Source organism: Pseudomonas brassicacearum, from assembly GCF_003732265.1.
GTDB classification, from domain to species: domain Bacteria; phylum Pseudomonadota; class Gammaproteobacteria; order Pseudomonadales; family Pseudomonadaceae; genus Aquipseudomonas; species Aquipseudomonas brassicacearum_D.
This window is the reverse complement of record NZ_MOBK01000359.1, coordinates 1-300: the sequence shown is the minus strand read 5'-3', so window position 1 is coordinate 300 and position 300 is coordinate 1. Positions and strand designations below refer to the sequence as shown.

Sequence of the window (300 nt, the reverse complement as noted above, 5' to 3'; positions counted from 1 at the left end):
CGCGCAACTGGGTTTCACGGGTAAACGTGGTGGTCACGACGAAAAACAGCAGCAGAATGAACACCACGTCGATCAGCGACGCGAGGTTGATATCGATGGTTTCCCGAGGCTTGCGACGGAATTTCACACCCGGCCCTCGGCCAGATCGACGTCACGGTCGCCCTGCACCACTTCAACCAGTTTGATCGCTTCCTGTTCCATGCCGACCACCAGCTCATCGATGCGGCGTTGCAGGAACCGGTGGAAGAACACCGCCGGAATACCGACCATCAGGCCCGCAGCGGTGGTGATCAGCGCTTT

General features: G+C 59.0%; 2 protein-coding genes. Both read right to left on the bottom strand.

Translation table 11 applies throughout. The features are described from left to right. Positions 1–127 (bottom strand): ExbD/TolR family protein (locus tag BK660_RS31710; RefSeq protein WP_185045332.1); only part of this gene is annotated, 127 nt, incomplete at its 3' end. After that, the coding region (locus tag BK660_RS31705) for a MotA/TolQ/ExbB proton channel family protein (protein WP_185045330.1) at positions 124–300 on the bottom strand (177 nt) is incomplete at its 5' end. The genes BK660_RS31710 and BK660_RS31705, both read right to left, overlap by 4 nt.